Origin of the sequence: Sporosarcina siberiensis (assembly GCF_042681925.1) — a bacterium.
Taxonomy (GTDB): domain Bacteria; phylum Bacillota; class Bacilli; order Bacillales_A; family Planococcaceae; genus Sporosarcina; species Sporosarcina siberiensis.
Genome location: NZ_JBHUGI010000037.1, coordinates 89,082 through 113,641, shown reverse-complemented (window position 1 = coordinate 113,641; position 24,560 = coordinate 89,082). Strand labels below are relative to the sequence as shown.

27 protein-coding genes and 2 other annotated features are annotated in these 24,560 nt (G+C 40.0%); of the genes, 1 reads left to right on the top strand and 26 read right to left on the bottom strand.

Annotated features, from left to right (window positions below):
- Positions 1–222: 222 nt before the first annotated feature.
- The 23 genes from ACFSFY_RS16985 to ACFSFY_RS16875 form a co-directional block, all read right to left on the bottom strand.
- The gene (locus ACFSFY_RS16985; RefSeq protein ID WP_381540152.1) at positions 223–825 is read right to left on the bottom strand and encodes a class I SAM-dependent methyltransferase; all 603 of its coding nucleotides are present in this window, start codon (positions 823–825) and stop codon (positions 223–225) included.
- 100 nt (positions 826–925) lie between these two features.
- Positions 926–1,285, bottom strand: coding sequence for a 50S ribosomal protein L7/L12 (gene rplL, locus ACFSFY_RS16980; RefSeq protein ID WP_381540149.1), 360 nt, complete (start codon positions 1,283–1,285; stop codon positions 926–928).
- Positions 1,286–1,373: 88 nt separating this feature from the next.
- A complete protein-coding gene (gene rplJ, locus ACFSFY_RS16975; protein ID WP_381540146.1) occupies positions 1,374–1,883 on the bottom strand; it encodes a 50S ribosomal protein L10 in 510 nt (169 codons plus the stop codon).
- Positions 1,884–1,917: 34 nt separating this feature from the next.
- Positions 1,918–2,064 (bottom strand) — a sequence feature (ribosomal protein L10 leader region).
- 46 nt (positions 2,065–2,110) lie between these two features.
- Positions 2,111–2,812 carry a 50S ribosomal protein L1 gene (gene rplA / locus ACFSFY_RS16970; RefSeq protein WP_381540143.1) on the bottom strand — a complete coding sequence of 234 codons (702 nt, stop codon included), beginning with the start codon at positions 2,810–2,812 and terminating at the stop codon, positions 2,111–2,113.
- Positions 2,813–2,931: 119 nt separating this feature from the next.
- Positions 2,932–3,357 (bottom strand): 50S ribosomal protein L11, encoded by a 426-nt coding sequence (rplK, locus tag ACFSFY_RS16965; protein ID WP_381540140.1) that lies wholly within the window; start codon positions 3,355–3,357, stop codon positions 2,932–2,934.
- Between the two features lie 167 nt (positions 3,358–3,524).
- Positions 3,525–4,058 (bottom strand): transcription termination/antitermination protein NusG, encoded by a 534-nt coding sequence (gene nusG, locus ACFSFY_RS16960; protein WP_381540138.1) that lies wholly within the window; start codon positions 4,056–4,058, stop codon positions 3,525–3,527.
- A 112-nt stretch (positions 4,059–4,170) separates the two neighbouring features.
- Positions 4,171–4,356, bottom strand: a complete 186-nt coding sequence (gene secE, locus ACFSFY_RS16955; protein WP_381540135.1) for a preprotein translocase subunit SecE — start codon at positions 4,354–4,356, stop codon at positions 4,171–4,173.
- A gap of 53 nt (positions 4,357–4,409) precedes the next feature.
- Positions 4,410–4,559: a 50S ribosomal protein L33 gene (gene rpmG, locus ACFSFY_RS16950; protein WP_381540133.1), complete on the bottom strand. Its 150-nt coding sequence runs from the start codon at positions 4,557–4,559 to the stop codon at positions 4,410–4,412.
- Between the two features lie 82 nt (positions 4,560–4,641).
- A complete protein-coding gene (gene sigH / locus ACFSFY_RS16945) occupies positions 4,642–5,292 on the bottom strand; it encodes an RNA polymerase sporulation sigma factor SigH (RefSeq protein ID WP_381540132.1) in 651 nt (216 codons plus the stop codon).
- Between the two features lie 219 nt (positions 5,293–5,511).
- A complete protein-coding gene (locus ACFSFY_RS16940; RefSeq protein WP_381540131.1) occupies positions 5,512–6,027 on the bottom strand; it encodes an NYN domain-containing protein in 516 nt (171 codons plus the stop codon).
- Positions 6,024–6,782: a 23S rRNA (guanosine(2251)-2'-O)-methyltransferase RlmB gene (gene rlmB, locus ACFSFY_RS16935; RefSeq protein WP_381540129.1), complete on the bottom strand. Its 759-nt coding sequence runs from the start codon at positions 6,780–6,782 to the stop codon at positions 6,024–6,026. The genes ACFSFY_RS16940 and rlmB overlap by 4 nt, the downstream gene beginning before the upstream one ends.
- Positions 6,779–7,198, bottom strand: a complete 420-nt coding sequence (locus ACFSFY_RS16930) for a Mini-ribonuclease 3 (protein ID WP_381540126.1) — start codon at positions 7,196–7,198, stop codon at positions 6,779–6,781. The genes rlmB and ACFSFY_RS16930 overlap by 4 nt, the downstream gene beginning before the upstream one ends.
- Before the next feature lie 5 nt (positions 7,199–7,203).
- Entirely contained in the window at positions 7,204–8,604 is a 1,401-nt protein-coding gene (gene cysS, locus ACFSFY_RS16925) for a cysteine--tRNA ligase (RefSeq protein ID WP_381540124.1), read from the bottom strand.
- On the bottom strand, positions 8,601–9,260 hold the full coding sequence (gene cysE, locus ACFSFY_RS16920; protein WP_381540122.1) for a serine O-acetyltransferase: 660 nt from the start codon (positions 9,258–9,260) through the stop codon (positions 8,601–8,603). Before cysE ends, cysS begins: the two co-directional genes overlap by 4 nt.
- A 62-nt stretch (positions 9,261–9,322) precedes the next feature.
- Positions 9,323–9,542 (bottom strand) — a binding site (T-box leader).
- 72 nt (positions 9,543–9,614) lie between these two features.
- Positions 9,615–11,075, bottom strand: a complete 1,461-nt coding sequence (gene gltX, locus ACFSFY_RS16915) for a glutamate--tRNA ligase (RefSeq protein ID WP_381540119.1) — start codon at positions 11,073–11,075, stop codon at positions 9,615–9,617.
- 71 nt (positions 11,076–11,146) lie between these two features.
- Positions 11,147–11,623 carry a 2-C-methyl-D-erythritol 2,4-cyclodiphosphate synthase gene (ispF, locus tag ACFSFY_RS16910; RefSeq protein WP_381540118.1) on the bottom strand — a complete coding sequence of 159 codons (477 nt, stop codon included), beginning with the start codon at positions 11,621–11,623 and terminating at the stop codon, positions 11,147–11,149.
- Complete coding sequence (gene ispD / locus ACFSFY_RS16905) at positions 11,620–12,327, bottom strand: 2-C-methyl-D-erythritol 4-phosphate cytidylyltransferase (protein WP_381540116.1); 708 nt, start codon at positions 12,325–12,327, stop codon at positions 11,620–11,622. Before ispD ends, ispF begins: the two co-directional genes overlap by 4 nt.
- Before the next feature lie 41 nt (positions 12,328–12,368).
- Positions 12,369–13,472, bottom strand: coding sequence for a PIN/TRAM domain-containing protein (locus ACFSFY_RS16900; RefSeq protein ID WP_381540113.1), 1,104 nt, complete (start codon positions 13,470–13,472; stop codon positions 12,369–12,371).
- 153 nt (positions 13,473–13,625) lie between these two features.
- Positions 13,626–14,999 carry a DNA repair protein RadA gene (gene radA / locus ACFSFY_RS16895; RefSeq protein WP_381540111.1) on the bottom strand — a complete coding sequence of 458 codons (1,374 nt, stop codon included), beginning with the start codon at positions 14,997–14,999 and terminating at the stop codon, positions 13,626–13,628.
- A 78-nt stretch (positions 15,000–15,077) separates the two neighbouring features.
- On the bottom strand, positions 15,078–17,549 hold the full coding sequence (locus tag ACFSFY_RS16890; RefSeq protein WP_381540109.1) for an ATP-dependent Clp protease ATP-binding subunit: 2,472 nt from the start codon (positions 17,547–17,549) through the stop codon (positions 15,078–15,080).
- Between the two features lie 229 nt (positions 17,550–17,778).
- A complete protein-coding gene (locus ACFSFY_RS16885; protein ID WP_381540106.1) occupies positions 17,779–18,867 on the bottom strand; it encodes a protein arginine kinase in 1,089 nt (362 codons plus the stop codon).
- Positions 18,857–19,411, bottom strand: coding sequence for a UvrB/UvrC motif-containing protein (locus ACFSFY_RS16880; protein WP_381540104.1), 555 nt, complete (start codon positions 19,409–19,411; stop codon positions 18,857–18,859). The genes ACFSFY_RS16885 and ACFSFY_RS16880 overlap by 11 nt, the downstream gene beginning before the upstream one ends.
- 39 nt (positions 19,412–19,450) lie before the next feature.
- On the bottom strand, positions 19,451–19,921 hold the full coding sequence (locus ACFSFY_RS16875; protein ID WP_381540102.1) for a CtsR family transcriptional regulator: 471 nt from the start codon (positions 19,919–19,921) through the stop codon (positions 19,451–19,453).
- 260 nt (positions 19,922–20,181) lie between these two features.
- On the opposite strand from ACFSFY_RS16875, the gene ACFSFY_RS16870 reads away from it, so the two are divergent.
- On the top strand, positions 20,182–20,772 hold the full coding sequence (locus ACFSFY_RS16870) for an N-acetyltransferase (RefSeq protein WP_381540101.1): 591 nt from the start codon (positions 20,182–20,184) through the stop codon (positions 20,770–20,772).
- Positions 20,773–20,903: 131 nt separating this feature from the next.
- Here the strand turns inward: ACFSFY_RS16870 and ACFSFY_RS16865 are convergent, their stop codons facing one another.
- The 3 genes from ACFSFY_RS16865 to ACFSFY_RS16855 form a co-directional block, all read right to left on the bottom strand.
- Positions 20,904–21,674, bottom strand: coding sequence for an ABC transporter permease (locus tag ACFSFY_RS16865; RefSeq protein ID WP_381540099.1), 771 nt, complete (start codon positions 21,672–21,674; stop codon positions 20,904–20,906).
- On the bottom strand, positions 21,667–22,602 hold the full coding sequence (locus tag ACFSFY_RS16860; RefSeq protein WP_381540097.1) for an ABC transporter ATP-binding protein: 936 nt from the start codon (positions 22,600–22,602) through the stop codon (positions 21,667–21,669). The genes ACFSFY_RS16865 and ACFSFY_RS16860 overlap by 8 nt, the downstream gene beginning before the upstream one ends.
- A gap of 886 nt (positions 22,603–23,488) precedes the next feature.
- Positions 23,489–24,067: a Fic/DOC family protein gene (locus tag ACFSFY_RS16855; RefSeq protein ID WP_381540095.1), complete on the bottom strand. Its 579-nt coding sequence runs from the start codon at positions 24,065–24,067 to the stop codon at positions 23,489–23,491.
- Positions 24,068–24,560: the final 493 nt, after the last annotated feature.

Sequence of the window (24,560 nt, the reverse complement as noted above, 5' to 3'; positions counted from 1 at the left end):
CCCTCATAATACAATAATAGTTCTTTGCCAAATCAAAAAAATAGTGTATGATATCGACAAAACAAAAAAGAAAACGAGTTCTAGCAAGAGCTCATTTTCGGTTTGAAACTCTTTTATTCATCATCAGTATACCTTTTATTAACATCTTTCATGCAAAAGGGCACACGAATGCATGATATTAATTTATGCATCTTATAACACTACCTTAAAGAATCTTAGCAGTCAAGACTTTACAACTTTCAAAATGTAGTAACCTTTCTTCTTGTCGACTGTTTCCACAGCGCCAAATAGATTGATTAGATGATTCATTGTTGAAGGCGCACCCTGTTTCTTCTGGATCACTACCCACAACTCGCCACCACTTTTCAATTTCGAATAAGCTTCGTCGTAAAATTTGAATACCGTATCTTTCCCTGCACGTATTGGAGGATTCGTCAAAATAGCAGCGAATTCTTCCTCAGTAACAGCAGATAATGCATCACTTGAATAGATTTTACAATTCACAACTTTATTTAGCTCCGCATTAAGCTTTGCTAGATCAAGCGCCCGGTCATTCACGTCAACCATATGCACACTTCGCTCTGGAAATGATGCGGATATCGATAACCCAATAGGTCCATAGCCACAACCAACATCGAGTACATTACCTTCTGTTTCGGTCATCACAAATGTTTCAGCAAGTAGTCGCGAACCAAAATCCACTTCACCTTTACTAAATACACCTGCATCCGTCCTAAACCGTAGAGTCTTTCCACGCAGTTCCGTAGACCATTCTGTTGGCGTACTTTTTACTTTTGGATTACTCGTATAATAGTGTTCAGACATATAGACCCCTCCAATTTATAAAGGAATATCTACAAAAAATAGCAAAAGAAGAAAAGCCCGTCTTTTTATCGACGAGCTTTTCTTCATTTATTGACAAAGATTACTTAACTTCTACAGAAGCGCCTGCTTCTTCAAGCTTAGCTTTTACTTCTTCAGCTTCTTCTTTAGAAACAGCTTCTTTAACAGCTTTTGGAGCTTCGTCAACTACAGCTTTAGCTTCTTTCAAGCCAAGACCAGTAATTTCACGAACTGCTTTGATAACTTGGATTTTCTTGTCTCCAGCAGCAGTAAGGATAACGTCGAATTCAGATTGCTCTTCTTCAACAGCCGCTCCGCCACCAGCTGCTGCAACAGGTGCAGCTGCAGTTACGCCAAATTCTTCTTCGATTGCTTTTACAAGGTCGTTAAGTTCAAGAACTGTCATTTCTTTAACAGCTTCTAGGATTTGTTCTTTAGTCATTATAATTTCCTCCTAATATTTTTTTGTCAAGTAACCTACAAACTATTCATTCGCGGCTAACTCGCAAGTTTTATGTCAAGCCGCTTGATTATGCGCCTTGTTCTTCTTGTTCTTCTTTTTGTTCTGCAACTGCTTTTGTAATAAGTGCAAGGTTGCGCATTGGAGCTTGTAGTACACTGAGAAGCATAGATAGTAAACCATCGCGTGATGGTAGTTCTGCCAATGCTTTAACGTCTTCTTTAGATGCAATTACACCTTCGATTACGCCAGCTTTAATTTCAAGTTTGTCGTTTTTCTTAGCAAAATTATTAATAATTTTTGCTGGAGCAACAACGTCTTCGTTCGAGAATGCGATTGCATTCGGTCCTGTAAGGTGTTCGTTCAACCCTTCAAGTCCGGCAGTTTCAGTCGCACGACGTGTCATCGAGTTTTTATAAACTTTGAACTCAACACCTGCTTCACGAAGTTCTTTTCGAAGATCTGTTAATTGACTTACAGTAAGACCGCGATAATCAACAACAACAACCGAAGCTGCTGCATTCAATTTTCCTGCGATTTCGCCAACAACTGCTTGTTTAGCTTCTAACACTTTGCTCATCTGGACACCTCCTAATAAGTTTGGGGTCACTTATACCGGTATAAAAAAGCCCACGATCTACGAATAGTAGAATCGAGGGCAGAAAAGTCGTCATCTTTAATCATAAAGAGCGTCTTGTCCTCGGTAGGAAATTTAAACGGCAAGCCGCTCCTACTGTCTACGGTACAAATGGTATTGCTATTGAACAACAAAATTAATCCTACAAGAAGATTTCATTTTTGTCAATATTACTTTTTAATTACAACACTTGAAGGATCAATTTTCAGAGAAGGACCCATTGTAGTCGTCAAGTTGACAGACTTCATGTAAGTACCTTTCGCTGATGCTGGCTTCGCTTTTTGAACTGTTTCAAATACAGTTCTAAAGTTTTCTTCCAACTTCGCATCGTCAAATGAAACCTTACCGATTGGAGCGTGAATGATTCCCGCTTTGTCCGCACGATATTCCACTTTACCTGCTTTGATTTCTCCAATAGCTTTTGCCACGTCAAACGTTACAGTACCCGTTCTCGGATTTGGCATAAGACCTTTTGGTCCAAGAAGGCGACCGATCTTACCTACTTCACCCATCATGTCAGGTGTCGCTACGATAACATCGAAATCGAACCATCCTTGTTGGATTTTCGCGATATAGTCTGCATCGCCAACAAAGTCAGCACCTGCAGCTTCAGCTTCTTTAAGTTTTTCACCTTTAGCGAAAACTAGAACGCGCTGAACTTTACCAGTACCATTCGGAAGAACAACTGCTCCACGAATTTGCTGATCGTTTTTACGAGTGTCAATTCCAAGACGGAATGCTACTTCAACTGTTGCGTCAAAGTTAACTGTGCTCGTTTTCTTCGCAAGTTCAACAGCTTCTGTTATAGAATACGCTTTTGTATTATCGACAAGTTTAATTGCTTCTTTGAATTTCTTACCTCTTTTAACCATTTAAAATTTCCTCCTCAATTGTGGTTTTAACGGATTGAACCTCCCACGAAATAAGGGCTGCGTGTCCCAAAACCAAAGAACTTCCGCAACCCCCACTACAACAAAACAACATTACAGAATCAATCTTCGATCTTGATTCCCATACTGCGTGCAGTACCTTCAACCATTGCCATCGCTGCTTCAACTGTCGCTGCGTTTAGATCTGGCATTTTTTGTTCTGCAATTTCGCGAACTTTATCACGCTTCACAGTAGCAACCTTCGTTTTGTTCGGTTCACCTGAACCTTTTTGAAGATTAGCTGCAACCTTTAGCAATACTGCTGCCGGTGGAGTTTTTGTAATAAAAGTAAATGAACGATCTTCAAATACAGAAATAACTACAGGTATAATAAGACCTGCTTGATCCGCTGTACGCGCATTGAATTCTTTACAGAATCCCATTATGTTCACACCTGCTTGACCTAGCGCCGGTCCAACTGGTGGAGCCGGATTCGCTTTTCCAGCGGGAATTTGCAATTTAACAATCTTAGTAACTTTTTTAGCCACGAAACACACCTCCTTAAGTCCGTGATGTGGTAATAGGGTTGCCCCTCCCACTCAATATGTGCCTGCCGACTTCCGCCGGTAGTTTATTTTTTTGTCCAAACCAAACAATTCTAGCCTGACCTTTGAAATAATAACACTATTACTCACCTGATGCAAGTAATAATTAATTATATTTTTTCAATCTGTATAAAATCAAGTTCCATATTTGTTTCCCGGCCAAACATATCAACCGATACTTTCACTTTACCCTTGTCTTCATCAATCTCTTCAACCTTACCTTGGAAGTGCGCAAATGGACCTTCGAGAACTTGAACCATTTCTCCAATAGAGAAATCTATTTCGGTTCTACCTTCTTTAACACCCATTTGTTTCAGAATAAATTCTACTTCTTCAGGCAATAACGGTGTCGGTTTTGCCCCTCCACCTGATGAACCAATAAAACCAGTTACTCCTGGAGTGTTACGTACAACGTACCAAGAATCGTCTGTCATAATAATCTCAACAAGAACATATCCAGGAAACGTCTTCTTCATAAGGACACGTTTTTTACCATCTTTAAAATCAGTTTCTTCTTCTTCCGGGATAATTACACGGAAGATTTTATCTGACATACCCATCGTTTCAACACGTTTTTCCAGGTTGGCTTTCACCTTATTTTCATAACCCGAGTACGTATGAACGACATACCAATTTTTCTCCATATCCATAACAATAAGGACTAAACGTCCGTCCCTCCTTTTTCTACAAATGATAAAAAAACCCGTACACGTTGCAGAACGGGCTATTTTTCAGGCGATTATTATATTTCTTTTATTATAACGCAAGATACCATTCCATGAAGGTCGAGATACCAAGATCTGTAACCCCAAAGAAAATAGCCATAAAGACAACTGTTGTAAGTACAACGATTGTATAGCGCGTTAATTCTTTACGCTTTGGCCAACTGACTTTTCGCATTTCTGAAACTACCGCTTTTAAGAAACCGCTAATCTTACCCATTGTATCGTAACCCTCCGAATAAAGATATATTACTGCTATACGGCGTACAATTTTTAAGCTGTTTGCCTGTGGACCGTATGCCCATTGCAATGTCTACAGTATTTTTTTATTGTTAATCGCTCTGTTGCTCGATCTTTGCCTGCTGGTACCGAATAGTTTCGGGAACCGCATACATCGCAACTCAATATTATCTTTTTGGCCATTTTCTCACCCTATACGACTCATAGTCTTGCTAAAGAGTAACATTTTACATAACTCATGTCAATATGCTTGGAAACGGTATTTCTAGTGAATTGCATCGACTTGCATATAACGTTCAAGCTTACGCTTAATTCGCTGTAAAGCATTGTCTACGGATTTTACTTGACGATTCAACTCATCTGAAATCTCTTGGTACGATTGACCTTCCAGATAAAGTGCCAATACTTGTTTTTCTAAACCGCTCAACACTTTATTCATCTCTTTTTCCATATGGGAAAAGTCTTCTCGGTGAATGATAAGACCTTCAGGATCATCTAGTGCCGGACCTGCAACCATATCGAGTAATGTCCGCTCCGAATCTTCTGCGTAAACTGGCCTGTCCAAAGAAATAGAAGAATTAAGAGGGATATGCTTTTGCCGTGTTGCTGTTTTAATGGCCGTTATGATTTGCCGAGTAATACAAAGTTCTGCAAAAGCTTTAAAAGAACTCAATCTATCCGCCTTAAAGTCTCGTATCGCTTTGTATAGACCAATCATTCCTTCTTGAATGATGTCTTCCCTATCTCCACCAATTAAAAAGTATGAACGACCCTTTAATCTGACAAAAGATAAGTATTTCGTTATAAGAAAATCAAGTGCATCCGTATTACCCTCATGGATTATTTCAATGATTTCCTCGTCAGATAAAGCTGTGAAATTAGCTATTTCGCTCTCAACGTGCGTCTGCCCAACCACATGGATCACCCCCGATTCGTCATAGGCCGTTATACAAAGTAGTAACAATTGTTTAGAATTACACAAATATGCATTGATATATTATTTACCACAGGACGAATGAGCCTGAGTTTTCCAGGACTTCTGCAGTATTTTTAGTCGGCTATTTCTCTCTATCTAGTTCTACCGAACATGTAATATATCTAAGTATACCGTATAAGAAATTTTTGCGTCAAGGATTCATTTTATTCCACGTCGCCATTTTTCAAATATTTCCGCAACTTCATCTGTTAGCGCTATTTTTGAAAACGGTCTTTTTTCTTGGAAATCTTTCACTCTCTGAGAGATCTTTTTATCAATATCATCCATTTCAATTTCCAATTCTCGCGCTGATATTCTAAGCGCACCGTGTGCAAAGATAACCCACTGCTCGGTCAAGTCGGATGTGGCTACATGGACTTGAACACTTCTACTCGCCATTTTAATGACAAGTTTTTCAATGCGTTCATCAGCAGTTTCGTTTTCCCTGGTATACACAACTTCTAAATCATGTTTAAGTTTCTTCTTTTCAATCCCTGCAATTAAGTGCGCATCAAACACAATAATTACTCGCCATCCCGTATACGCTTTATATTCCGCCAAACGCTCTATTAAACGATCACGCGCATTCGCTAAACGTTCCTCTTTCATTTGACGCAGTTCCTCCCATGCACCAATGATGTTATACCCATCGACTAGGAGTACGTCCTTCCTCATTTTTCAGAAAGGTTCGGTTGACGTTTGCGAAGCACCTCGTACATTAAAATTGATGCCGCTACAGAAGCGTTCAGTGAAGTTACATGACCAATCATTGGCAAGTGGTAGAGAAAGTCGCACTTCTCTTTTAGTATTCTAGACATACCTTTTCCTTCGCTACCAATAATTATTGCAAGAGGGAGTGTTGCATCCATCAATCGATAATCGGTCGAGTGAGTTGCATCTGTTCCCGCAATCCAAACACCGCGCTTTTTCAGTTCTTCGACAGTTTGCGATATATTATTCACTCGTACGACAGGAATATGTTCAATCGCACCGGTAGACGCTTTTGCAACTACTCCGGTCAATCCAACAGCACGACGTCTTGGAATTATAATCCCGTGAACGCCCGATGCATCTGCAGTTCTTAATATGGATCCAAGGTTATGCGGATCCTCCAACTCATCAAGAATTAGAAAGAATGGATCTTCCCCACGCTTTGTTGCAACATCAAATAAATCCTCAACCTCAGCGTACTTATAAGCTGCAACCGATGCTATTATTCCTTGATGATTCATATCTAACATTCCGTCAAGTTTTCTCTTTGGCACTGCCTGAACAATTATTTTCGCTTCGTTCGCAAGGGACAGTATTTCACCAATCCCTTTTTTATTTAAACCTTCAGCAATCCATATTTTATTAAGTTCTCTACCAGAACGGAGAGCTTCTGCAATTGGGTTTTTACCACCAATCAACTCCGATTCAATTTCTGTCATAATGTTTCCTCCTTTGGTCTTTCTACAAATTCGATAGAGTACTTGATAAATTCCTCGACTCTTTCGGTTCTCTTAAGCAAATATAAATACCCGAGCACCGCTTCAAAGCCCGAACTGTAATTGTACGTTAAAACATCTGTGTTTTTCGGGACAGATCCAGACTTTGCATTGCGGCCACGTTTCATAATCGTTTCCTCTTCATCCGACATAAATCCGCTCTCCAGCATTTCTTTAATTACCGCGGCCTGTGCTTTAGCGGAAACGTAGCGAGTTGCTTGTTTATGCAACACATTCGGTCTTACACGCCCAGAGCGCAGAAGGTGTTCTCGTATCGCCTGTTCGAAAACTCCATCACCCATATAAGCCAACGCAAGAGCATTTAGTTGCTTGACGTCAATATCGCGTAATACGTACAAATCCTTCAGCCCCTCTTCCAGCGCGTGCCTTGTGCTGTATCTTCTAAGAGGATACCTTGAGCTTTCAACTCATCACGTATTTCATCTGAACGACTAAAATCACGCGTACGACGCGCCTCTAAACGTTCTTCAATCAAAGTCTCAATGTCTGTATCCAGAAGATTCGACTCATTATCTAACGTTAAGCCAATAACCGACATTAACTTTTCAAGCATTGCAACAAAATGCTCAATAACTTCTGTTTCTGTATTCTTTTCTAGAAGGTAAACGTTCGCAAGTTTAGCGAGTTCAAATACTGCCGCAATAGCGTTTGCTGTATTGAAATCATCATTCATAGCCGTTTCAAATTGAACTTTGCATTTATCCACTTTGTGGAACCAAATGTCTTTCTGATCTCCTAGATTTGCCGAAGCATTTCGTCTATATTGCAAATTGTTATAAGCCGTACGAATTCGTAAAAGTCCGTTCTCCGCACTTTCAATTAAGTCCTCTGAAAAGTTAATGGGATTTCTGTAATGAACTGATAACATAAAGAAACGCAGTACTTGTGGATCTATCTTTTTTCGAATGTCATTCACAAGGACAAAGTTTCCGAGTGATTTCGACATTTTTTCATTATCAATATTAATATAGCCATTATGCATCCAATAGCGTGCAAACTGTTTTCCAGTCATTGCTTCAGATTGGGCAATTTCGTTTTCATGATGCGGGAATGCTAAATCCTGACCACCCGCATGGATATCCATCGTATCACCAAGATGCTCACGTGCCATTACTGAACACTCAATATGCCAACCCGGTCGTCCAGCACCCCAAGGACTATCCCATGAAATCTCGCCTTCTTTTGCAGCTTTCCATAGAACAAAATCAAGTGCGTCCTCTTTCTTCACTCCAACTTCAATTCGAGCTCCTACAATCAATTCATCTGTTGATTGATTCGAAAGCTTTCCATACCCTTCGAATTTCTTCGTTCGGTAATAGACATCACCTTGTGATTCGTAAGCAAACCCTTTTTCAATAAGCACTTGAACGAAAGCGATGATGTCCTCAATATGGTCTGTCACTCTCGGATGCGCGTCAGCTTTCGAGCATCCGAGTGCAGAAACATCTTCAAAATAGGCTTTTATAAAACGCTCTGTTAATTCGCTTACGTCTTCACCAAGTTCATTTGCTGTTTTAATAATCTTGTCATCGACATCAGTAAAATTTGATATATATGTTACATCAAAACCTGTGTATTCAAGGTAACGTCGGACGGTATCAAAGACGATAACCGGTCGTGCGTTACCGATATGAATGTAATTATAAACAGTTGGACCACATACATACATTTTCACCTTGCCTTCCTCCATTGGTATGAAAGGCTCTTTCTGGCGAGTTAATGTATTGTAAATTTGAATAGTCATAATAAATCCCCTTTCGTATCTTTTTTCTCTAATTGGTCAAGCCGATTTTGCAACTGTTTAATTTCATTCTCAAGTCGATTACATGTGTCCGCAACAGGATCCGGAAGATCGTGATGATCGTACTTATCTTTCACCTTCACACCGTTTCGAATAACGACAGTTCCCGGTATCCCCACGACGGTAGAATCTGCAGGTACATCTTTCAATACAACAGACCCCGCACCTACTTTACTGTTTTCACCTATTGTAATCGAGCCCAACACTTTTGCGCCTGTCGCAACAAGTACATTATCATGCAAGGTTGGGTGCCTCTTCCCTTTTTCTTTCCCGGTTCCGCCAAGTGTTACACCTTGGTAGATCGTTACATCATTACCAATTTCACATGTTTCTCCAATGACTACTCCCATTCCGTGGTCGATGAAAAATCGTCGGCCTATTTTCGCCCCAGGATGTATTTCAATGCCTGTAAAAAAGCGGCTAATTTGCGATACAGAACGAGCCAAAAATAGAAGGTTCTTCTTATATAAAGCATGTGCAATTCGATGCGACCATAACGCATGAATTCCTGCATACGTAAGTACAATTTCAAACGCACTACGGGCTGCGGGATCCTGTTCCAAAATGCAACGGATATCTTCTCTCATTCTTCGAAACAATTGTTTCCTCCCCTTCCTAAAAAATACAATTATCCATATAAAAATGCGCCCCTGTCTAAAATGACAGAGACGCATTGAATACGTGGTTCCACTCCGCTTGAAAGGTTTCGACACCTTCCCGCTCGACGCCTATTAACGCTGGCGAAGCGTCCAGCCTACTAAAAGTTCGGCACGGCACTCAAAGGGGCATTTCCGCAATACAGTGGCACGGATCACTTACAGCCGGTGATGATCCTCTCTGGGGTGCTTATAATGCGTACTTTTCCTTATCAAAGCTTTAGGACCCAAAATACAGGTCATGAAATTACTAATTATTTTCATTTTACATGCTCACAGTTTAATGTCAACGGTATGTTACTGAGCGGCGTATTTCGCTATGCGCTCGATTACTTTAGCTTTACCAATAAGCGCAATCGCTGCAGGTAATTCAGGTCCATTTGTTTGCCCTGTTGTTACGACACGAGTTGGCATAAATAAATTCTTCCCTTTATGCCCCGTTTCTTTTTGAACAGCTTTAATGGCACCTTTAATGGATGCAGCATCGAATACTTCTAAGTCTTCGAGTTGTTTTTTTAACGACGCCATTACTTCTGGCACTTGCTCACCCGCAAGTACTTCCTGGGATGACTCATCATATTCAATGTCCTCTTTGAAGAATTGGGCAGAGAGCTCAATAATTTCTGCACCATAACTTAATTGGTCATGGTAAAGAGCAATAAGATCATGCGCCCAAACGGTTTGTTCGTTCGTTAACTCTTTAGGCAATGCACCTGACTTTTGTAAGTGAGGGAGTGCAAGTTCTATCACTTGATCAAGTGATAATTTTTTAATGTATTGATTGTTCATCCACTCAAGTTTGTTTGTGTCAAAGACCGCAGGCGATTTTGACAAACGATTCGCATCGAAAATCGAGATAAGCTCATCTTTCGAAAAGATTTCCTCTTCCCCTTCTGGAGACCAACCCAACAGAACAATGAAGTTGAAAATCGCTTCCGGTAAATAACCCCGCTCTTCATATTGCTCAATGAACTGAATAATCGACTCATCTCGTTTACTCAACTTTTTACGACTTTCGTTCACAATTAACGTCATATGCCCAAATTCAGGCGCTTCCCATCCAAAAGCTTCATAAATCATTTGTTGTCTTGGCGTGTTCGAAATATGGTCATCGCCTCGAAGGACATGTGTGATTTCCATATAGTGATCATCTACAGCAACTGCGTAGTTGTATGTAGGAATACCATCTTTTTTAACGATAACAAAGTCACCAATTCCATCGGATTCAAACGATACTTCTTCTTTAACAATATCGTTAAATGTATACGTTTTTCCAGCTTGTACCGCAAATCGGATACTCGGCTCTCTACCTTCGGCTTCAAGCGCAGCACGTTCTTCCACTGTCAAATTACGACATTTACCGCTGTATTTCGGCATTTGGCTTTTTGCACTTTGAGCTTCCCGTTCAGCCTCTAATTCTTCACTAGTACAATAACATTTATACGCTAATTCTTTTTCAAGTAATTCATTGTATAGTTTTTTGTACAAGTCGTTTCTTTCAGATTGACGATATGGACCGTATTCTCCGCCAACGTCAACACTTTCGTCCCAGTCTATACCAAGCCATTTTAAATACGTAAGCTGTGATTGCTCGCCGCCTTCAATATTCCGCTTGCCGTCTGTATCTTCTATGCGAATAATGAATTTACCGCCTTTATTGCGTGCATATAAATAATTAAACATTGCTGTCCGAGCATTTCCGATATGTAGGTGTCCTGTAGGACTTGGTGCGTAACGAACGCGAACTTCTTTAGTCATTTGTTAGTTCCTCCTAATTTTTATTAAATAATTCAAAAAGCCAACTTCTATTCACACGACTTATTCGGCTGCTAAATAGAAGTTAAAAGAATAACCGCTAATGCAGCGATTCCTTCTTCTCTTCCTGTGAATCCTAATTTTTCTGTTGTGGTTGCCTTAATATTCACTTGCGTAACATCCGCTTGTAATAATTGGGCAACACGTGCACGGATAGATTCAATATGTGGAGACATTTTAGGCATTTCCGCAATAATCGTACAATCAATATTACCGAGCTTATAGCCACGCTCAGCAACAATCGCCCACACCTTTTCGAGTAAAACAGCTGAATCTGCATCTTTAAAGGATGCGTCCGTATCCGGAAAATGCCTACCTATATCTCCCTCACCAATAGCCCCTAAAGCTGCGTCAGTTATCGTATGCAAAAGTACATCCGCATCTGAATGACCAACAAGCCCTTTGTGATGCGGGATTGTAATGCCCCCAATAATTAATGGTCGGCCTTCTTCGAATTTATGCACATCATAACCTTGTCCAATTCGAATCATTTGTCACCCTCCTTTAACTTACTTTTTCGTTGCCTCTCAAGAAGGATTTCTCCAAAGACAATGTCTTCCTGTGTCGTCATCTTCACATTATCATATGTGCTCTCAACAATTCTAACGGGGTAACCAAGTCGTTCAACAAGCATCGATTCATCGGTTCCAAGAAAAGAATCACTCTTTGCTTGGTTTGATGCTTTTCGCAACACTTTAATTTGAAATGCTTGAGGTGTTTGTATAATCCATAACGTTTCACGATCTACCGTCTCTTCAACAACACCCAAAGGCGCAAGCTTCATAGTGTCTTTCGCTTGAACTCCCGCAATCGCAGCACCGTATTTTGCAGCTGTACGTACCAACTCTGTAATAACGGCTTGATGAATAAAAGGTCTTGCCGCATCGTGAACAAGGACAATATCATCCCCATCATACGATTCAATACAAGCTGCTACACTATATTGTCGCTCACTACCCCCGTTAACAAACCTCGAAACCTTTGCAATCTTGTACTGATCAAGGACTGCTTGTATTTCAGATTGTTCCTCCTGCTTAACAGCTAGAAAGACTCCCTTACAAGCAGGGTCTTTTTCAAACACTTCGAGGGTATGAATAAGAATTGGTTTATTGCCCAGCATTAAAAAAAGCTTATTGTAGCCGGCACCCATTCGCTGTCCGCTTCCAGCTGCCGGCATCATAACGATATAATCCACTGTTAATCTTCCTTGTCTATGCTTAATCTATTTCTGTTTAATTAAAGTGCTCTTGAAGACTTTTCATTTTTGGGTTTCGCAAAAATCATACGTCCAGCAGATGTTTGTAGCACACTTGTCACTACTACATCAATTGCATTTCCAATATGATATTTCCCCTCTTCAACAACAATCATTGTACCATCGTCCAAATAGGCAATTCCCTGGTTTTGTTCTTTACCGTCTTTAATAACGACAACATGCATATCTTCCCCTGGAATAACAACCGGTTTAACGGCATTGGCGAGATCGTTTATATTCAGAACTGAAACACCGTGAAGATCAGCAACTTTATTTAAATTAAAATCGTTTGTCACCACAAGACCTGACATACTTTTCGCAAGACGAACAAGTTTTAAATCAACTTCTGCAACATCAACAAAGTCCTCATCCGTTATCAATATGTTTGGTCCGTCAGCCATTTGCATGCGTTTGAGCACATCAAGGCCACGTCTTCCCTTCGTTCTTTTAAGTGTGTCCGAAGAATCTGCAATGTGCTGGAGCTCCGTTAAAACAAACTGTGGAACGACTAATATGCCTTCCAAAAAGCCTGTTGCTGCAACATCGGCAATTCGGCCATCGATAATAACGCTAGTATCCAATATTTTATGGATAATCCCATTTCTTGAGGATGCGTCCTCTACAAATTCCTTTTTCTTTGGTCCTGAGATTTTCGTAGTTTGCACAGCGGAAATTAATTCTTCACGTTTCTTAAAACCAACTTGAAAACCTAAGTAACCTAGAGTTACCGATAAGACAATTGGTATAATGTTCTTGAATATAGGAAACTCAATACTTCCTAGAACATAACTCACAAGAAAAGCAAGACTTAAACCAACCATAAGACCAATCGTTCCAAACAATAGGTCGAAAATAGGTGCTTGTAGCAAGCGCTCTTCCATCCATTTAATAAAATTCACGATGGGCATCGTAAGAATAAAACTAAGAAGTGCAAGAACAGCGGCACCAAGAATAGCAAATAAATACGGGTTATTAATCCATGGATTTGTAGTAAAAGAAAAGAATTCGAATAATTGCGGTAAGAATAAAACGCCGAGCGTGCCTCCGACGAGTAGAAATGAAATTTGAATTACTCTTTTCAACACATAATCCACCTCCTTATAAGTTTAATTATACATGTTTACCCATAATCTCGCTCTATTTAACATAGGGTACCCATGTTTCAGCTTGACAAGTACGCCTTAACTTTTGAAATGTTTAGAAAGGACGGGGTTACCTCAAGGTCAACCCCGTCTTATTTACTTACTAAAAGCAATTTTCAACGCGTCACTAACCGTTTCAACACCAATGACTTGAATTCCTTTTGGATAATCCCAACCACCAAGATTTGAGGAAGGAACAATTACACGATCGAAACCTAATTTCGCCGCCTCTATCACTCGTTGTTCAATTCGGGAAACACGTCGTACTTCACCTGTAAGTCCAACTTCTCCAATAAAACAGTCTGCTAGTCCAGCAGCTGTATCACGGTAACTCGAAACAATACTCACGAGAACTGCAAGGTCAATGGCAGGTTCATCCAATTTTACGCCACCAGCGACCTTAATGTAAGCATCCTGTGCTTGTAAAAGCATTCCCATTCGTTTTTCAAGAACCGCCATAAGTAAAGAAACTCTGTTTTGGTCGAGTCCAGTAGCCATTCGTTTCGGATAGTTGAAACTGGATGGAGTAACAAGAGCCTGAATTTCAACGAGGATAGGACGTGTTCCTTCCATTGAAGCAACGACTGTTGAACCAGCTCCACCTTGTGATCTTTCCCGTAAAAACAACTCCGATGGATTCAATACCTCTTTTAACCCCGACTGCAGCATTTCAAAAATTGCAATTTCATTCGTTGACCCAAATCTGTTTTTCACACTGCGTAATATTCGATACGTATGATGACGTTCGCCTTCAAAATAAAGGACGGTGTCAACCATATGCTCAAGTAGACGAGGCCCTGCAATTTGACCATCTTTCGTCACATGACCTACAAGGAAGATTGCGATGTTTTGTGTTTTTGCAATTCGCATTAATTCCGCTGTACATTCACGCACCTGCGTAATGCTTCCTGGTGCAGATTTAACTTCGGGATGATGAATTGTTTGGATAGAGTCCACAATGATGAACTTCGGCTTAACTTCTTCGATTGTATGGTGAATTTGTTCCAAATCAGTTTCCGCGTAAATATAAAGTTCATCTGATGTAACCCCAAGCCGTTCTGCTCGTAACTTCGTTTGACGAATCGATTCTTCACCTGAAATATACAGTACACGGTGCTTTTTATTTGCAAGCAATGAAGATACTTGAAGAAGAAGTGTAGATTTTCCAATTCCCGGATCCCCTGCTGTTAGAATAAGTGAGCCCGGAACTATTCCGCCTCCAAGAACCCGATTTAATTCTCCTAAATCAGTGTCTACTCGTGGCTCGTCCGAAGTTTCTATCGCATTAATAGGCATTGCTTTTTGACGGGTATTTTCTGTGTGCTGAAACGCACCACGTGGACCCTTTTGCACAAACTCAATTTCTTCATCCATCGTATTCCATTCGCCGCATCCGGGACAGCGACCCATCCATTTTGCGGATTCATATGTACATGACTTACATATGAACTTTGACTTCTTTTTTGACATGTCGCCCTCCAAATACGAAAAGGACAGTCCATTTTCACCGATTTTAAATTCGGGTCAATGGACTATCCAGCTCATTCATTATTTTTTCGTTACTGTTTTTTTAACTACTTTTTTCTTTGGCGCCTCTTGTTTCGTATCTACGAAAAATTCTCCGTCAACTACATCAACAACGACTTTTCCGCCTGTTAATACCGTTCCTTTTAAAAGCTCTTCAGATAATCGGTCTTCAATATGTTTCTGAATCGCACGACGTAGTGGACGTGCACCATATTCGGGATCATATCCGATTTCCGAGATTTTCAATTTCGCTTCATCTGTCAGTTCAAGAACAATATCCTGCTCAGCAAGACGTTTTGATAATTCATCCGACATGAGTGTTACAATTTTGCGCAAATGTTCTTTTTCAAGTGAATGGAAAACAATCATTTCATCGACACGGTTTAAGAACTCCGGTCGGAATGCTTTTTTCAATTCCTCAAGCATTGCTGATTTCATACCTTCGTAATCTCGACTTGTATCTTGTAAATTAAAGCCTACATAGCGATTCGTTCGCAGTGCTTGTGCACCTACGTTAGACGTCATAATGACAACCGTATTTCGGAAGTCTACTGTACGTCCTTTCGAGTCCGTAAGTCTTCCATCTTCAAGTACTTGTAATAAAATATTGAATACATCCGGATGCGCTTTCTCAATTTCATCAAGAAGAATAACGGAATAAGGCTTACGACGGACCTTCTCGGTTAACTGACCGCCTTCTTCATATCCAACATAACCGGGTGGTGAACCGACAAGACGGGAAGTCGAGTGTTTCTCCATATACTCAGACATATCCACACGAATCATCGCGTCTTCATCTCCGAACATCACTTCCGCTAGTGCTCGAGCAAGTTCCGTTTTACCTACACCTGTTGGGCCTAAGAAAATAAATGAACCGATTGGTCTTTTGGGATCTTTCAGTCCAGCACGGGCACGACGAATCGCACGAGATATTGCTGTTACCGCCTCTGCCTGACCAATAACACGTTCGTGAAGCATCTCTTCCATATTCAACAACTTGGCAGACTCGGTTTCAGCAATTTTAGAGACCGGAATTCCAGTCCACATTGCAACAACTTCCGCAATGTCTTCAACTGTTACTTTAGACTCTGTTTTTCCTTGCTTTTCTTTCCAAGCTGACTTTGTTGTTTCAAGTTCTTCTTTCATCTTTTGCTCTTTATCTCGGAATGATGCTGCTTTTTCAAACTCTTGGCTTTGAACAGCCGCATTTTTCTCGGAACGCATCGCTTCCAATTGAGATTCAAGCTCTTTCAAATTCGGGGGTATTTTATATGAACGAAGACGAACTTTTGAACCCGCTTCGTCAATTAAATCAATTGCTTTATCCGGTAAGAAACGATCCGAAATGTAACGATCAGACATCTTCGCTGCTGCTTCGATTGCTTCATCTGTAATTTTTACACGATGATGCGCTTCGTAGCGGTCACGAAGTCCATAAAGGATTTGAACGGTTTCGTCTACAGTTGGTTCATCTACTTGAATTGGTTGGAAACGACGTTCAAGTGCCGCATCTTTTTCAATATATTTGCGGTACTCATCAAGCGTAGTAGCACCAATACATTGTAATTCTCCGCGTGCAAGGGATGGTTTCAAAATGTTTGAAGCATCTATTGCACCCTCTGCCCCACCTGCTCCAATCAATGTATGAAGTTCGTCGATGAATAATATAATGTTACCTGCTTGACGAATTTCCTCCATCACTTTTTTCATACGGTCTTCAAATTCACCGCGGTATTTCGTTCCCGCAACAACAGTACCCATATCAAGCGTCATTACTCGTTTATCCCGAAGTATTTCAGGGACTTCATTATTAACGACTTGTTGTGCGAGTCCTTCAGCAATCGCTGTTTTACCAACACCAGGCTCACCAATAAGAACAGGATTGTTTTTTGTACGACGTGCTAACACTTCAATTACACGTGTGATTTCCTTACTTCGACCAATAACCGGGTCTAATGAACCTTCACGTGCAACTTCCGTTAAATCACGTGCCAGACTATCTAGTGTTGGAGTGGCTGCTGAATTTGAAGTACCTTGACTTCCGATTGATGAATCATTGTTGCCGAGAAGTTGAAGGACTTGTTGACGCGCCTTGTTCAGACTTACTCCAGCATTACTTAGAACACGTGCCGCTACACCTTCACCTTCACGGATAAGCGCGAGCAAAATATGCTCTGTTCCAATATACGAATGACCGAGTTTTCTCGATTCATCAACAGAAAGCTCAATTACTTTTTTCGCACGTGGTGTGTAATGAACAATTGGGCCGACGTCTTTTGTTCCAGAACCAACAAGTTTTTCCACGCCTTCTTCGATTGTTTCAAAACTTACATCGATAGCCTCAAGTGCTTTTGCAGCAATGCCACCGCCTTCTCGAATAAGACCTAACAAGATATGTTCTGTTCCAATTGACTCGTGCTTCATTCGAATTGCCTCTTCTTGGGCAAGTTGTAATACCTTTTGTGCGCGCTGTGTAAATCGGTTAAACATCATATACAGTCCTCTCCTTCTAGCCTTTATAATCACTCTTCAAAAAGAATGCTTTTATTCTTCAATTTATCTTATTACTCATGTAGAAGTATTATCTTTAAATCTAAAATTAAAAGATGCTCCTACATATACATATTCTAGCGGAATGATTGAATCCCCTTTATTGCAAATTGACTTTGACCATCTTTGACCTTAGTATACCTAAAAGATATGCTTCAAGCAAAAAAGATGCTTACTCCTGTGTTCCCTCTTCAAGCGATTTTAATGTATCTGCTATATTTAGACGTTCACGGAATAGCTTCGCTCTGAATATATCGCGTTCTTCCTGTGATAATTCGGTACCCGCATATTGCTGTAAAAATCCGGGTTGCATAAAAATCATTAATTCATTTAAGATCGATACATCGACATCTTCAATGATACCCAAATCGATGCCAAGTCTAACATCAGATAAGCAACGTGCTGCCTCTCCAGTTTGTAATATTCGTGCATAAACAATTGTACCAAGAGACCGGAAGAGCCTATTTTCAAGCGCTAACCGCGATTTCGCTAAGAGAACTTCACGAGACTTTCTTTCATGAGCAATCAATCGCGAAGTTATATTCCCCAAGTCTACGAGAATTTCTTGTTCCGTTTTCCCAAGCGTTGTTTGATTTGAGACTTGGTATACGTTTCCGGGTGCTTCGCTGCCTTCACCATAGCTGCCGCGAACGACCATACCTAACCTTGAAATTGCTGGAATAATCCGGTCAATTTGCTTTGTAATTGTAAGTGCGGGCAAATGCATCATGACAGAAGCACGCATTCCTGTACCTGTATTGGATGGACAACTTGTCATATAGCCAAAATCCTCATCAAATGCATAGGGCAGTTCGCTTTCAAGAAGATCATCTACCGCATCCGCTTTTTTATAAGCATCTTCAAGCTGAAGACCTGGATAAATGCACTGAATACGGACATGGTCCTCTTCGTTTATCATAACGCTTACGGTCTCATCTTCTGACAAAATGACGGCACCGTGACGATTGGGATTTGCCAAATGCGGACTTATTAAATGCTTCTCAATAAGTACAAGACGTTCTAATGAAGGTATCTCAGACATCTTCATATAGGTATAATCCGGTCCATCTGAATCCAGCAAAACACCTGTAGCAGCTCTGTCAATCGCCATCGCATCATCTTCAGTGAAGGCGATTGGATAAAGATATCCCGTTAAATTACGCGCAAGTCGAATTCGGGTCGACATAACAATATCCGAATGCTCGCCGTGTGCTGCCATCCAACCCGTCACTTCGTTTCGAATGAATTTTTCAGTCGACATTGTTATCCCCTCCTTCGTTTGCGAGTTGATGTTTTAAATGATTCGCTTCATCGCGTATAGTTGCCGCTTCTTCAAAACGTTCTGCTTCGACGGCCTCGTTCATTTTCACCCGTAGTTCCTCTATTTTACGTTTCACAGCATAGACTTTATTAAAGGATACCGGAACTTTTCCAGTATGTTTCGTATGACCGTTGTGAAGTTTTGCAAACACATGTGGAAGCTGACCTCTGAATGTATCGTAACAAGTCGCACAACCAAACTTACCGATATCCAAAAACTTTGGAAACGTCAATTTGCAATTGGGACATTCAGGACCTACTACTTCATTATCTCGCGTCTTTTGGGAAACTAGAAACGAATCCGCTCCTCCAAACCATTGAGATAAAAATTGTTGGATGGATAGCGGTTCTTGGTTGGGATCGAAATGGAAGGCTTCTGATTGAAATGCACATTTTTCACATAGGTGATGTTCAACAGACTCTTCCATATAACCTTTTGTCAGGATGACGGAAGCAGGTCGTTCTTTACAGTTTTCACATATCATGGTGTGCCACCTCGTATTCAATTTAATATAATTCAAATCTTATTCCAGTTGTTCATATAGAAGCGTAAGGAGCATTGCTTCCATTATTCGAGCACGTATATCGTCACGGTCTGGAAGCGGTTGACGTATCGTTGTTCGATCTACTGCAGCTAGTATTAGCCTGGATTCACGTTCTGATATTACTTCTGCTTCAATAAGTCGGTAAACAACATCCAATGCCATTGTTTGGGATACGCCTTCTTGTAAGCCCCCCAATACGTGGTCGATTAAATCTTTACGAGTATTCGCTTGAACTCGAAAGATTCGGATGTAACCCCCGCCTCCACGTTTCGATTCAACAGCATATCCGCGTTCCGCAGTGAACCTCGTCTTAATGACGTAATTTATTTGCGAAGGGACGCACTGGAACTTCTCAGCCACTTCATTGCGTTTAATTTCAATCGTTCCTGTTTGTTCCTGTTCTATAATTGCTTTTAAATACCCTTCAATAATATCCGATATATTTCGCATGTACTCACCTCTTTCACTCCGGGTGACAAGTTATTGACTTTGACTATCTTTGACTTGATTGTACATGAATAAACATCAGGAATGCAATTGAAAAGCAATCTTAAATTTGGCAAATGATCATTGATGTTTAGAAATGCCTAATACGGGTAAACAAGTTAATGAGGACTTTTTTGTTACCTCTTTTTTCCTCAAATTCTCCACCAGATTGACTTCAAACAAAAAGCTCCAGGTACAAAATACCGACGGAGGAGATATACATTATGAACTGGTACGAAAAATTGAGCGAATACTTTCCAATTGAAGAAATGAAATCGAAGGCACATATGGACGCGCTCCTAAACGATAAGAAAAATGTTTACATCAAAGAAGAAGGGCCACATCACGTACTTATGTATGTCGAAACAGAAACATTCGTTTTTGTCGATTATCTATTCGTTTCATCTCAATCGCGTGGTGCTGGACTCGGACGAAAGCTTTTGGCTTCACTAAAAGAAAAAGGCAAACCTATTATTTTAGAAGTAGAGCCTGTCGATTATAAAGATACAGATACCGCTAAACGATTGAACTTTTATGCACGTGAGGAGTTTCACCATGCACAACGCATTGGTTACAGTCGTCGTTCTTTGGCAACAGGTGAAAAGACAAATCTTGAAATTCTATTCTGGTCACCTTCAGATGCAGACGAACAAAGTGCTTATGAAGCAATGAAACAGACGTATGAAGAAATCCATACGTATAAGGATGAGACATTTTACGGTAATCAATACGAGCCGACACATAAAGTACTTGTTTTCAAAACGAAACGAAAAACGAATATACTTCAACCGTTTATCGAATCACAAGCAAAATAGTGAATAAGAGCGGAGAACCCTTTCAGTTCACTGGTATAAAACATAAAACGGCCCACTCATTCGCATCTGAATGAGTGGGCCGTTTTATGTTTAGGATTCATTGTTAAAAGAGTAACTAGGATTGATAGATCTCAACTTCTTAGGCCACGGCCTTTTTCAATCAGATACCAATTGACTCCATAAAGCGCAATGACAAAGGTAATTGAAATAAGTATAGAGAATAAAATTGGAATATCCATCACACCGAGAAACCCGTATCGGAATCCGGAAATCATATATACAATCGGGTTGAGTTTCGATACGACCTGCCAAAACGGAGGCAGCATCGAGATGGCGAAAAACACGCCGCCTAAGTAAGTCAACGGCTGAAGAACGAACGTAGGAACAATAGACACATCGTCAAATGATTGCGCAAAAATACCGTTCAACAATCCTGCTAAAGAGAACAAAATAGACGTCATCAAAAGCGTCAAGATGACAATGCCCCAAGAATAGACGTGCAACGGAACAAAAAACAGGGAAATAATTGTGACCATTATCCCCACAAGAATACTTCTTCCTAGTCCTCCAATCACAAAGCCCCAGATAATGATATGAGTCGGTACAGGAGCAATCAACAGTTCTTCAATGTTCTTTTGAAACTTTTGCGAGAAAAATGATGACGACACATTTGAGTAGGAACTCGTGATGACCGACATCATAATCAATCCAGGGACTATAAACTCCATGTAGGAGAATCCTCCCATCTCGCCAATCCGTTCCCCAATCAAATTACCGAAGATGATAAAGTACAAGGAAGTTGTGATGACTGGTGGGACCAGTGTTTGGATCCAAATTCTAAGGTAGCGGTTCGTTTCTTTGACCGCCAGACCTCTTAATGCTGTAAAATAAAGTTTAAACATGGACATCCTCCACTACGCGGTTTTCATCTGTAATTTTTAAGAATAACTCTTCTAATCGGTTGGACTTGTTGCGCATGGACAACACTTTAATCCCCTGTTCTGACAGTTGATTGAACACTTCGTTGATTCCTTGATCACGCGCTATCTCCACTGAAAGGGTTGCTTCGTCCACAAGTTCGCTGTTATAGCCTTCAATCACCGGAATTCTTCCTGAAGATTCGATTTCTAAAATAATTGTTTCAAACTGGAGCTTGGCCAGCAATGATTTCATACTGGTATCTTCAATCAGTTCCCCTTTTTGAATGATACCAATGTTGCGGCATAACGTCTCCGCTTCTTCCAAGTAATGTGTCGTCAGAATAATTGTCGTGCCGTTTGCATTCAACTCTTTCAGAAACAGCCACATCTCTCTCCTCAACTCGATATCCACACCGGCCGTCGGTTCATCAAGAATAAGCAGACGCGGTTCATGCATCAAGGCGCGCGAGATCATCAGTCGACGTTTCATCCCTCCAGAAAGCATCCGTGCCCGAACATTTCTTTTCTCCCATAAATCAGATTGCTTCAAGTACTTTTCACTGCGTTTCAACGCTTCTTTTCTTGGCACGCCGTAATAACCTGCCTGGTTCACAACAATCTGCTGGACCGTTTCAAAAGGATTAAAGTTGAACTCTTGAGGGACCAGACCGATTTGCAGCTTGACCTGCATTAACTGTGTGTCCATATCATAGCCGAAGACTTTAACTTTTCCAGATGTCTTATTGACGAGGGATGTCACAATCCCGATGGCCGTAGATTTGCCGGCACCGTTAGGACCTAAGAGAGCATAAAAGTCGCCTTCTTTCACTTTTAAATCGATGCCACGTAAAGCCTCGACACCCCCAGTATAGACTTTTTTTAAGTCTTTAATTTCTAATGCGTATGTCATTGCTTTTATCTCCTTACCATCTTTTTAATCAGCTGCATTTAAAATACCTATTTGCCAGTATGCCACTACCCCACACATTAGCAAAGCTTTATGTATACTTTTTTGAACTATTATAATCTCTTTGGCTTATCAGGAAAGTTCATCCCTGCCCTCTATACTGTTTGATATAGAAGAATAAAAACCTTCTCAGCAGAATTATAACATTGAATTTATATACACTATGTCTTTTTACTATACTAAACGGTGCAAATCCATCTTCAACAATCGCCCCCTCGATTATTGTTAGGCTTAAGTTTTAAGTTTTACGACCAAACTAGTTTTTCGAAATTAAGCACCAAGAAAATAAAGTGAGTACAAAAAATACAAAAGTGAATTTTCACTTTTGTATTTTTTATATTGAAATCGACTACATCTAGTAGTACATCCTACATCATATTCAATAGGTATTGTGGTTCTGAGTTTCTTCTATTGTGACAAGAACGAATGCATTTCGCAAATATCTTGCAGATTGTTAAAGTAGTTGAACATTGAAATTCAGCATACGTGCTTCTGCAAATAGCTTCATTAAAATTGAAAAAGTTTTTGTGTTTGCCTCACGGTAAGGATGAACACGCCAAAGCTTTATCATACATGCAGAATAGTCTTTTACGAGAATAGGATTAAAATAACTTGTTTGTTTAGGATAAATATTAGGATCCATAAATTATTGTGAAGCCCTTGTATATTCTCCAACAATCGCGCCCCGAATATTTAACATGCAGCTTACATTTCACCCTGAACTATCCGAAGACTTCCTGCAAAAGACACTACAAATAGTCCGATTAATAGTAAACTCCTAATATGAAATACGGGCACTAATCTGTGTGAAAGATCAGTGCCCGTTATATTATCCAATGTATTGAATCGTTTCCAAGAATACTTCTCTTAGTGACTTTAAATCAGTGACAGATTGAATCATAGCATGCAGATACTTTTCACTCTCCAGCGTTTCATACGACCACTCAATTCCTCTACTAATTGCGTAAGCATGTAGAAAAATCCGGATAGTTCTACCATTCCCTTCACGAAAAGGATGCAACATATTTAATTCTGCTTTAAAGTAAGCTAAACGATCCGCAGCTTCATTCAATGAATTCCAAAGAGGCTCTTCATTTAACTCCATAAACAAGTTACTTGCATAGCTATTCAAGAATCGAACTTGACAGAAACGAGTAGCACCTTTCATGAGTTGAACATCCCTAAAGTCGCCTGCAAACGGGTAGATATCTTGAAATAGGTAATGATGCAGTTCTTGAAACTTTTTCAAGGTAAATGATTCGAATATGAAATCGTTTTGTTCTAACGCCATTGCACGAAGAGTAAATGCTAATGCTTCTGCTCTTTCAAGTTCTTTATGAGAGTTAATCTCCAATAAATTGTGTTTTATTAGGTAATCATCATTTTCTTTATCATTATACTTTCCCATGCCGCAATATATCCTTAATTAAAGTAGGGGTAATTGAAGTCTTTGTATTTATGAGTTCTAAGACTTTTTCCTGCATATCAGAAGAAATCTTTAAATTTTCGAGATGAAGATTATGCATCACTCGTCTAAATTCTTTCGAGTCAAGATCCAATGCCTTCATATAAACAACCCCTTTTATCAGTATAATCTTACCTTATATTATACAGTTCTAATTGGTTAATTACTAATTAGACGTATGACCAAATCCTTCTTACGGAATCGCGCCCGATTACGATATATACCTAAAAGGGTTAATTCAAAACATTATTTGCCTGAAAACTTTGGTGTCCTCCACACTGGTATAAAAAACTTGATATTTATGATACTCAAAATCACAATAGCAAAAAGTAAAGTAATCAATGTATTTATACTTTTTTCAAAAGGTAACATCTCATAAAAAAAGAAAGAAAAAACAAATAACAAGTCAAACCATATAATGTTTTTCGGTCCAAAG